A 10,509-nucleotide genomic window follows, 5' to 3' on the forward strand; every position below is an offset into this window, starting at 1 on the left:
GATCTGTCCTGACAGGATGAAATGAGCTGCTCGTAAGCAACTGAGCGACTGGGTAAGTCATAGAAAAGTGTCTGATTGAAGCGGTTTAAAAAGAAGACTGAACGATTCTAACTTCGCATCCACATGCGAGGGATGGGATTCTGGGCAAAAAGTTCAATGCGCAAACGGCAGATTTTTGCTGAATTTTGAAACGAAAACTGATCTGCGATGACGATCGGGCGCGAGAAGAAACTCCGGCAGATGGAGATTGACCTTAGCGGGATGAAACCCGGGGATTCGGTTCTTGAGATCGGCTGCGGGACCGGCACGCTGACCCTTGCATCCAAGGAACGGGTCGGGCCTGCCGGCACCGTGGCCGGTATCGATCTTGCTCCAGAGATGGTTGCCCGGGCGCAAAAGAAGGCTGCACGGAATAGTATGGACGTATCATTCCAGGAAGGAAGCATCGCAGCGATCCCGTTCCCTGACCGTCGTTTCGATGTGGTGATGTGCAGTTTCATGATCTTCCACATGCCCGATGATGTGCAACGGAAAGGAATTGCAGAGATTGCCCGCGTGCTGAAACCGGGCGGCCACCTCTTCATCTTCGATGCTGTTTCCCTTGATCCGCTCATACCGGCCCTTGAAGAGAACGGTATCACCGGTATCGAAAAGGGGCAGACCAAATTCATATACATGGCAATATCGTATCTGAGGGGAAGAAAGGAAAATCCGGGAACCATCCGATGAACCACGATAACGATCACGGCCACGATCACGAAGATCACGATCATGACCATGAACACGACGGTCACGCACACGGAGAGGAAGAGGGCCACGGCCACATGCACGGCATAGTAGACCCCTCGATCCTCACTACCGACCGGGGGATCTGGGCCGTCAAGTGGGGATTCGTCGGCATGCTCGTCACGGCACTGCTCCAGGTCATTGTCGTGTATTATACCGGCAGCATCGCCCTCATGGCCGATACGGTCCACAACTTCGGCGACGCCCTGACCGCGGTCCCGCTGGTTGCCGCGTTCCTGATGGCACGATGGAAACCGAGCCGCAAATTCACGTACGGCTATGGGAGAATCGAGGACCTGGCCGGGGTCTTCGTTGTCCTGATGATCCTGATCTCCGCGATCACGGCAGCATGGCTCTCCATCGACCGGTTCTTTCACCCGCAGGGAGTGACATTTCTGTGGGCCGTGGTTGCGGCATCTCTTATCGGGTTCTTCGGAAATGAAGCCGTGGCCCAGCTCAGGATCCGGGTCGGGAACGAGATCGGGAGTGCCGCACTTGTCGCCGACGGCCAGCATGCACGGACGGACGGGCTGACAAGCCTTGCAGTCCTGTTCGGCGCCATCGGGGTCTGGCTCGGGTACCCGCTTGCCGACCCGGTTGTCGGCCTCATCATCTCGATCACAATATTCTGGATTGTCTGGGACTCGGGAAAAACCATCTTCACCCGGCTACTCGACGGGGTTGACCCGGCAGTCACGGACGAGATCCGGCATGCTGCCGAGCATGTCGAAGGGGTCCGGGAAATCACGGATGTGAAAGTCCGGTGGCTCGGCCACCGGCTCCACGCGGAAATTAACATGACCGTTGCTGCAAGTCTCTCCGTCGAACAAGGGCACGCAATCGCAAAAGAGTACCGGCATGAGCTCCTTCATCACCTGAAGTATCTCTCGGACGCCACAATCCATGTCGATCCCGCAACGGAGTCTGGGGAAGATTATCACCATGTGAGAGAGCACAGCCACGAGGGGCTGCCACTCCACGGGCACTGATTTTTTTCGATCCAAAACCTGATACTTCAAATAATATCAGGTATGAGTTTTTGGAAGAGTACTATTTTCAGAGTACCAGCAATACACAACGGGGTGTCAGGGAGCGGCCCCCTTGTTTTCGGATACCGGCTCCGTTAATCACATTTTACGGTGAACTGCCATGGATGGTACCCTGAAAGAATCCAACCGGTCATTCCTGATGACCCTGCGTCTCGTTATCGTGAACTACAAAGAATTCCTGCTGGCACCGGGAACGATTATCACGTTCATCAGCGGCATGCTGCTGGTGACCGCAATCCTGCTCCAGCCGGCCAGCCTTTTTACCGGCAGTGCCCCGGGTGAACTGGTCAACTGGGTCTATCTTGCAGCCGCACTCGTAGGATCTTCGTATATCTGGTACAGTGCATATCTCGGCATCCGGGAAGGAGATTTTACTGCCGATATCCCGGTCACCATCGCAACGATTGCAGCTATTGCCATCGGGCAGTATTCTGCTGCTGCCGTTGTCGCAGTCCTGCTTTTGCTCGGAGGGTTGCTCGAAGAACTCGTTGCTGCACGGGCCGACCGGGCGCTCGATGCCCTGGCCCGCCTGTTACCGGATCGCGTTACGGTCCGGCGGAACGGGAATGATGTTACCCTTCCCCTGGAAGAGCTGGTTGTCGGGGATATCGTCATCATCCGCTCCGGGGAGCGGATTGCAATCGATGGCGAGGTCCTGTTCGGGACCGGATCGGTCAACCAGGCTGCGATCAACGGTGAGAGTGCACCTGTTGACAAGCAAAAAGGCGATACTGTCTTTGCCGGAACCCTGAACGAGATCGGGGCACTCGAAATCCGGGCAACGAAGGTCGGGACGGAAACCACGCTCGGCCAGATCCGCCGGCTCATTGCCGAAGCACAGGAGCAGAAGGCACCCATCGAGCGAATCCTTGACCGGTATGCGAAAATCTATACCCCGGTTGCCATCATTCTCGGATTGCTTCTCTGGTGGTGGAGCGGGGATATCCTCCGGGCGATCACCATGCTGATCATCTTCTGCCCCTGCGTGATGGTTCTTGCGACCCCGACCGCACTGGTTGCGTCCATCGGGAACGCTGCACTGGCGGGAAGCCTCGTAAAGAAGGGCGCGACCGTGGAGGCACTTTCGAACGCGGATATCGTCATCTTCGACAAAACCGGAACGCTCACCCTCGGAGAACCTCATATGATCAGCGCCATTCCCTACGGTAATACATCCGAAGAGTTCCTGGTCCGGTGTGCGGCGTCAGCAGAAAAATTCAGCGAACACCCGATAGGAAAGGCGGTGATCCGGGCCGCCGCACAGCGCAATATTGCAATACCCGAACCCGATTCCTGTGAAATCGTACCGGGACTCGGGGTAAAGGCGCGATCCGGCGGACACGAATTCCTGCTCGGGCGCCCGAAGATGTTCTCCGATCTCGGCATTGCCCTGCCCCGGGACAGCGAAGAAAAGATCCGGATTCTTTCCAGCGGGGGCCGGAGTGTTATCCTCGTAATGATTGATCATCAGCTGAGCGGATTCCTTGTCTTTGAAGATACCGTCCGGGAAAATGCACAGGCCACGATTGCCCTGCTGCACCGGGCCGGTATCCGGACCGTGCTTGTTACCGGAGATAACCGGGACGCCACGGACCTTGTTGCGCGAAAAGTCGGGATTACCGAAGTCTATGCCGATGTCATGCCCCAGGAAAAAGTCGCGATCGTCAAGCGGTTCCAGGCCGAGGGACGCCACGTTGTTTTCGTGGGCGACGGCGTGAACGACGGCCCGGCGCTCGCAACGGCGGATGTCGGCGTTGCAATGGGTCTTGCCGGGACGGATGTTGCCATTGAGACCGCCGATGTTGCGTTACTTTCTGACGATCTTTCCAAGTTGCCGCACCTGTTTTCCATCTCCCGGAAAGCGATCAGGACCATCCGGCAGAATCTGGTCTTCGCTGTGGGTGTTCTCGTGATTGCAGTAGGTCTGACGATCCCCGGCATCCTGACACCTGTGACCGGAGCACTCCTGCACGAGCTTTCATCCATCCCGGTTATTGCGAATTCTGCCCGGTTAATTGGATCGGAGAAATAGCAAATTTTATGCGGGGCTGAAATAGGAATTCATATGGTTTTCATTCGTGGTTTCCTGCCTTGATCGGGCAGCCTGGCATCTCCTCTCCACCTCGTTCCGAAACCCAGAGCAGCATGGGGATCAGATGCTTCCGGAATTCCCATCCATCCGGTGTGAGAGAATATTTCACGGTAGGAGGCGAGGTTTCCAGAACCTGCTTCTTCACCAGCCCGATCCGTTCCAGATTCTTCAGGGTATCGGAGAGCGGTTTCGGGCCGATGCATCCGAGTTCCTTTTTCAGCTCGTTGAATCCCTTCTCCCCTTCATTACCGAGAATTGCGATGATCAGGAGCGCCCATTTCTTTGCAACGACATCGAGGATCCCGAAAAGCGGGCAGAAACATACATCATTGTCCCGATCCGAAGGTTTCTTCATGGATACTACCTACTTACCGGATAACTTTTCCGCTTATTAACTATTAAACGGATACTATCTATCAGAAAAACCAGATTGCTGGAGAAACTGAATGGCTCAGACATGTCCGGAACATTGTGAATGCGATGACTGCACCGGCTCGTACAGCGGGCCGTGGTACGGCCATCCGCCCCTGCGGAACGCGATGATCGCCCTCGTAATCGCAGGTACCGGCCTAATCCTCGGCCATCTGGGGATCATCTCGCCGCAGGCCGAGAACATCTTCTTCATTCTCGCCATCCCGATCGGTGCATACCACTGGGCACGGGAAGGAATCGAGGAGCTGATCAAAGAGCACGAGATTGGTATCGAGATCCTCATGCTCGCCGCAACGGTCGGCTGTGTTGTGCTCGATCTCTGGGACGAGGCCGCAGCTCTGGTGATCCTGTATGCGGCTGCCGAAGGAGTGGAGGAACTCACCTATGCCCGGACCCGGGCCTCCATCCGGGCACTTCTCGATCTCGCACCCAAGGAAGCGGTACTGCTGAAGAACGGAAGCGAGATCACCGTTCCTGCAACCGAAGTCCGGGCCGGCGATCTCTTCCTGGTCCGTCCCGGAGCGGGTATCCCGACCGATGGTGTCATTGTCAAAGGTGCATCGGCTATCAACGAAGCCGCGGTCACGGGAGAATCGGTACCGGTCGAGAAACGCGTGGGGATGAATGTGTATGCCGCGAGCATCAACGGCGAAGGTGCCCTGGAGATCCGCGCAACGGCAACGTTCGAAAATAATACCCTTGCCAAGATCATCCACCTCGTGGAAGAAGCCCATGAGCAGAAGGGCAGGACCCAGCTCTTCATCGAACGATTCGGGAAAAAATATACCCCTGCCGTGCTCCTGGTGTCCCTTATCCTTATCGTGGTCCCGCCGTTCTTCGGCATCCCGTTCAACGATCTGGCGATACGAGGGGTCGTCCTGCTCGTAGCTGCAGCACCCTGTGCGCTGGTCATGTCAACACCGGTGGCCATCGCCACCGGCATCGGGGCTGCGGGAAAGAGCGGTATCCTCATCAAGGGCGGGGCCCACCTGGAGAGCCTCGGGAAGATCCGGGCGATCGCATTCGACAAGACCGGCACGCTGACCACAGGGATCCCGGCGGTCACCGATATCGTCGCACTTGACGGGACCGAGAAGGATGTCCTGCAGATCGCGTACTCCGTAGAGAAATGCTCGGAACACCCGCTGGCAAAAGCCATCAACCGCCGTGCAGAGCAGGACAGGATCGAGGCGCTGGAAGCTGCAAATCTCTGTGCTCTGACCGGCCAGGGTGCCGCAGCTACAATCAGCGGGATACAGTACATCGTCGGGAAACCGGAATCGTTCACGAACGCCCCCCGTAACGCTGGCGCCCTCCGGCAGATTGGGGCCATGCGGGCGGACGGAAAGACGGCGATGGTGGTCGGGACCGGTACAAAGATGATCGGGATCATCGCGGTCCGCGACCAGGTCCGCCCGGAGGCGAAGGCCATGATCGACCGGCTCCGCTCAATGGGGATTGCTGTCGTTATGCTCACCGGCGACAATGCAGTGACTGCGCGCGTCGTTGCCATGAACCTCGGGATCGATGAGATGCGGGCCGACCTCAAACCTGAAGATAAGATTGCTGCAATCGAAGAACTGAAGACGAAGTATGGATCAGTTGCCATGATCGGCGACGGAATTAACGATGCGCCTGCACTAGCCCGGGCAACGGTCGGGATCGCGATGGGGACCATCGGCACGGATGCCGCAATCGAGGCAGCTGACGTGGCACTCATGGCTGATGATCTGACAAAGGTGCCGGAGGCGATCGGATTTGGCAGGAATGCGGTGAAGATCGGCAACCAGAATATTGTCTTCTCCCTTGCCGTGCTCGCGATCATGATCCCTGCGGCAGTTCTCGGGTTGCTCGGCGTCACGCTTGCCGTGATCATCCACGAGGCTTCAGAGCTCCTCGCAGTCGGGAACGGACTGCGGCTGGCAAAGCGGGAATAAATCCAAGGTTTCTTATGGTCACCGGATGAGATGGTACGAGCCTTTCACAATTGTGAATACATTGAGTGCACTCGGGAAAACTATGTAATGAGAGCGAATATCCATGATTTTTGACAGTGTTACAACCTTCATCGATACCTATTACATTAACCCGGTACGGCTCGACCAGCCGTACAACATTGTATCGACCCTCACCTACGCGATCATCCTGATCATTGCTTTACTGTGCATCTACCGCTGGCTCCGGTGGTCCGGAATAGCATTCGACGAAAAATTTATTTTTGCAACTATCCCGTTTGTTGTTCTCGGTGCGCTGGTCCGGGCAATTTACGATACGCACATGGTGACATCAGATCTCCAGTTCCTGCTTGTGACACCTCCTATCTATGTCGTCACGTTCCTGTACACGGTCGCTGCTCTTGTTGCAACGCGGACTCTGGAAACAAAAGGCTGGATACGGGATTTCCGGACCGGGTACCGAAACATCGGTATCGTCAGCGCTGCAGCGGTCGTCCTTCTTCTCGGCTCCTGGGCGCTTGGTCATAACGGACCCCATATCGAAGTAATCTTTATCATTGCGGGAATGACCGCTCTCGCAACCGGCGCTGTCTGGGCTTTCATGAAATATATTCTGAAATGGAACCAGGTCTCAGAACCGCTCTTCGTTCTTCTGATCCTCGGGCAGATGCTGGACGCGAGCGCCACGAGTTACGGGATCGATCTCTCCCCGGTGAATTACATCGAGGAGCATGTTGTCGGCACCGCCCTGATCGCCGGCACCGGAACGGCATTCTCCATGTTCCTGCTGAAACTGATCGTACTGTTCCCAGCGGTCTATGTCCTCCAGCTCTACCGGAAGGAGGCCGAGCCGGACCTCTGGCACCTGATCCTCTTTGCCATGATCGTGCTCGGGTTTGCAATCGGGCTTCGGAACATGACGCAGATGATCCTCCTCGGGTGAACAGAATATGTTGCCAACAACGGATTCGACAAATAACTCAATAAAACGGAATACTACCCGGGGGGCTCCGCGAATCCAATGATCGAGTGGTTCATTTACCTTGCATTCCTCGCGTTCAGTATCTTCCTCATACCGGGCCGCCATAAAAAATACGCCGCAGCGGGGGGCTGGGTATTCCTCGTAGCTGGATTCCTGACTGAAGTCCCTGAATATATGACACTAGATAATATCCTGTACCCGGCTCTTGCTTTCCTCTCGCTTCCGTTCCTGGCAATCACCCTCTGGAATATTTTCCGGGATAACTCACTGGTATTCCAGCTGTCACGGGCCGCTGCGGTTGCCATGCTGATCTTTATGCCGTTCACGTTCGTTCCGCTGCTCCGCGATACGCTTATTGCAACCGTTGTCGATCAGGCGGTCTGGCTGCTGAATGCCCTGAATTACCATACGGATCTCCGGGCATGGAATATTCTCTTCCGGAACGGTTATGCAACGGAAATTATTCTCGCCTGTACGGGAATCACGGCGATGGCAATTATGCTGGGCGTTGCAGCAGGATCGGCCAGGATTACCCTGAAACAGGGACTGCTAGCTGTTCTTATCGTCGTGCCGATCATTTATCTCCTTAACATCCTGCGTATCGTTGTTGTCTTTATCGCGTGGTCGGACCAGTGGTTTGCTTTCCTCCCGGACCCCACGGGTACCTCAGAATTCGGGCCCGGCTATGCAAGTTTCTTCTGGGCGCATAATGTCTTCATGGAGCTGCTCTCGGTTGTTGTCCTGATCGGGATAGCCTTTGTGTTATTCCGGATCATTCCGGACCTTGCGGTTTTCGCACGCGATCTGACGCAACTGTATCTCGACGGGATCAGATCATTCGTGAAATGGCTGGAATCCACCTGCAGGGCACAGAGTGTGATGTGATATGGTTTACGAGATAACCAGAGGATGGACCCCCGGGAAAGTTACGCCAATATTCACAGCAATTATTTTCTTCCTCATCCTGGCAGCGGGCATCCTGCCGGTATCGGCATCGGATACTGCCGGTGCATTGCCGACCGACGTTTGCACGAACACGGGACCTGTCTGTACAGATGCATCCGCTCATGTCACCTCAGATAGTTCCGGTCCATTGGACGGCACCCTCTGCATTTATTATTTTTACGGCAACGGGTGCCCGCATTGTGCCCGGATAAAACCGTTCATCGAGGAGATGGCTGCAAAATATCCCCGGGTCCAGGTGAAAACCTTCGAGATCTACTTCAACAGCAGCAACCAGGAGATGTACCGCGATTTCCTCGCCCGCTATACGGTGAAGACCGAGGGCGTTCCTGCGGTTTTTATCGGCCCGAAGGCGTTCATCGGCGAGGATACCATCCGGGATAACCTGGAGAAAGAGATTGTGTACGCAAATTCCCACGAGTCGATCTGTCCTGCCACTTACTCGGCCCGGGAGGGGCCCCTGCAGGACATCTCCCCGGGGAGGAATATCGATCTGACTGTGCCGGCTGTTGTCGCTGCTGCGCTCGTGGACAGTATCAATCCCTGTGCTTTCGCCGTGCTGATCTTCCTCTTAACCTACCTGATCTCCCTGCGGGACAAGAGGCGGGTCCTCCTCTCCGGCCTGGTCTACATCAGCGCGGTTTTTATCGCGTATTTTGTCTCAGGGCTCGGGCTCTTTGCCGTGATCCAGCAGACCGGGATTGCCGGTCCTGTTGCAACCGTCGCTGCCGTTATCGCAGTCCTGGCCGGGATCATCAACATCATTGACGCTGTGCGGGACCGGGCCGTTCCGCTCCTCTCGATCCCATCCTCCCAGAAGGACCGGATACGCGGGTATGTCACCCGGGCAACGCTTCCCGCAGCGTTCATCCTCGGGATCCTTGTCAGCATCGTTGAACTGCCCTGCACGGGCGGAGTCTACCTCGCCATCCTCGGCCTGCTCAGCAGCACCATGACCCTCAGTGCCGGGCTCCCGTATCTGCTGCTCTATAACCTGATCTTTGTCCTGCCGCTCATAGTGATCCTCTGCATCGTCTATGCCGGTGTTTCTGCGGATACACTTGAGAACATGCAGGGACGGGGACGGCGGTGGATGCGGGGCGCGATTGGGATCTTCCTTGTCGTCCTCGGTGCGCTGATGCTGTCAGGAATCTTATAGTGCCTCCGGCTGATAATTACTCAAAGAATTCCCGAATTATGGAATGGAACATCACGACCTTCAAAAAAATTTTCGGCAGCGGTCCCACCGGATTCCTGATCAGCGTCATCCTGCTGATTATTGCACTCTGGATTGACAGGCAGATCGGTCTTCCTCCTCTGTCAGATAACCAGACTCTCCTGAATGCAATATTCATAGTCGCGAGCCTAATGACCCTGGTCATCGTCATCTGGAGTTTCGTATCGTTGCCCGCAGCCGACAGGGGCAAACGGCTTGTCACCTCCGGTGCATTCAGGTACGTACGTCATCCCCTCTACGCGGCATTCCTCTCAGTATTCAACTTCGGTCTCGCTATCTACCTCAAAAGTTACATCATGGTATTGTGGGCAATCCTCCTCCATCCGGTATGGCATTATCTTGTGCGAGATGAGGAGGAAATGATGGTCCATATTTTCGGAAAGGATTACGAAAAATACCAGGAAAAAACCGGGCGGTTTTTCCCCAGACTGCTATAAGGAGCCGCAACTTCCGGCAGTTTTTTCAGGGAGCGGATAGGAAAACGGCAATTATTTTTACGAGTGCAGAGTGATTGTACCTGATGATTCTCCAGTCACTTTTTTTATTTGTCCTGGCCGGTTTATGTGAAATCGGGGGAGGATACCTTATCTGGCTCTGGATTCGGGAGGGCCGGGGTATTGAGTATGCAGTGCTTGGAGCAATTATTCTCGTGCTTTATGGGATCATCCCGACGTTGCAGACCTCGAATTTCGGGCGGGTCTATGCTGCATATGGGGGCATTTTTATTGTGCTTGCTCTTCTCTGGGGCTGGCAGATCGATAAGGTTGTCCCGGACCGGTTCGACATTCTTGGCGCCGCAATTGCCTTGATCGGCGTATTCATCATCATGTACTGGCCGCGGACCGTTTCTGTCGTTCCTTGAATACCGGAAAATTTTAAAATCTACGAAGAAAAAAGCCCGGGTGCGGGAATTCCCGCATTACATTCCTATCCCCGTAATCAGGCCAACAATCTGCTGAGCTGTTACCGGGTCCACGACCCGGGCCAGGACCAGCCCGGCCATCGAGATGAAG

The 10,509-nt window shown here is 55.5% G+C and carries 10 protein-coding genes; 9 read left to right on the top strand and 1 reads right to left on the bottom strand.

Going from position 1 to position 10,509, the window contains the following annotated elements; all coding sequences use genetic code 11:
• Positions 1–207 precede the first annotated feature (207 nt).
• From A4E33_RS02555 to A4E33_RS02565, 3 genes are all read left to right on the top strand, one after another.
• Positions 208–729, top strand: a complete 522-nt coding sequence (locus tag A4E33_RS02555; RefSeq protein WP_292346106.1) for a class I SAM-dependent methyltransferase — start codon at positions 208–210, stop codon at positions 727–729.
• Positions 726–1,775 (top strand): cation diffusion facilitator family transporter, encoded by a 1,050-nt coding sequence (locus tag A4E33_RS02560; RefSeq protein WP_292346108.1) that lies wholly within the window; start codon positions 726–728, stop codon positions 1,773–1,775. The genes A4E33_RS02555 and A4E33_RS02560 overlap by 4 nt, the downstream gene beginning before the upstream one ends.
• A gap of 160 nt (positions 1,776–1,935) precedes the next feature.
• Complete coding sequence (locus tag A4E33_RS02565) at positions 1,936–3,867, top strand: cation-translocating P-type ATPase (RefSeq protein WP_292346110.1); 1,932 nt, start codon at positions 1,936–1,938, stop codon at positions 3,865–3,867.
• Between the two features lie 40 nt (positions 3,868–3,907).
• Here A4E33_RS02565 and A4E33_RS02570 read toward each other — a convergent pair whose 3' ends face one another.
• Positions 3,908–4,282, bottom strand: a complete 375-nt coding sequence (locus A4E33_RS02570; RefSeq protein ID WP_292346111.1) for a helix-turn-helix domain-containing protein — start codon at positions 4,280–4,282, stop codon at positions 3,908–3,910.
• Between the two features lie 91 nt (positions 4,283–4,373).
• Here A4E33_RS02570 and A4E33_RS02575 point away from each other — a divergent pair, with 91 nt between their 5' ends.
• The 6 genes from A4E33_RS02575 (at position 4,374) to A4E33_RS02600 (ending at position 10,358) form a co-directional block, all read left to right on the top strand.
• The gene (locus A4E33_RS02575; RefSeq protein WP_292346113.1) at positions 4,374–6,296 is read left to right on the top strand and encodes a cation-translocating P-type ATPase; all 1,923 of its coding nucleotides are present in this window, start codon (positions 4,374–4,376) and stop codon (positions 6,294–6,296) included.
• A 103-nt stretch (positions 6,297–6,399) separates the two neighbouring features.
• Positions 6,400–7,257 carry a DUF63 family protein gene (locus A4E33_RS02580; protein WP_292346115.1) on the top strand — a complete coding sequence of 286 codons (858 nt, stop codon included), beginning with the start codon at positions 6,400–6,402 and terminating at the stop codon, positions 7,255–7,257.
• 78 nt (positions 7,258–7,335) lie between these two features.
• On the top strand, positions 7,336–8,181 hold the full coding sequence (gene artA, locus A4E33_RS02585) for an archaeosortase A (RefSeq protein WP_292346117.1): 846 nt from the start codon (positions 7,336–7,338) through the stop codon (positions 8,179–8,181).
• A 1-nt stretch (position 8,182) separates the two neighbouring features.
• Positions 8,183–9,418 carry a GAP family protein gene (locus A4E33_RS02590; protein ID WP_292346119.1) on the top strand — a complete coding sequence of 412 codons (1,236 nt, stop codon included), beginning with the start codon at positions 8,183–8,185 and terminating at the stop codon, positions 9,416–9,418.
• A 38-nt stretch (positions 9,419–9,456) separates the two neighbouring features.
• Complete coding sequence (locus A4E33_RS02595) at positions 9,457–9,933, top strand: isoprenylcysteine carboxylmethyltransferase family protein (protein ID WP_292346120.1); 477 nt, start codon at positions 9,457–9,459, stop codon at positions 9,931–9,933.
• A gap of 83 nt (positions 9,934–10,016) precedes the next feature.
• Complete coding sequence (locus A4E33_RS02600) at positions 10,017–10,358, top strand: YnfA family protein (protein ID WP_292346121.1); 342 nt, start codon at positions 10,017–10,019, stop codon at positions 10,356–10,358.
• Positions 10,359–10,509: the final 151 nt, after the last annotated feature.

The sequence above is a fragment of the Methanoregula sp. PtaB.Bin085 genome, from assembly GCF_002067035.1.
Classification (GTDB): Archaea; Halobacteriota; Methanomicrobia; order Methanomicrobiales; family Methanospirillaceae; genus Methanoregula.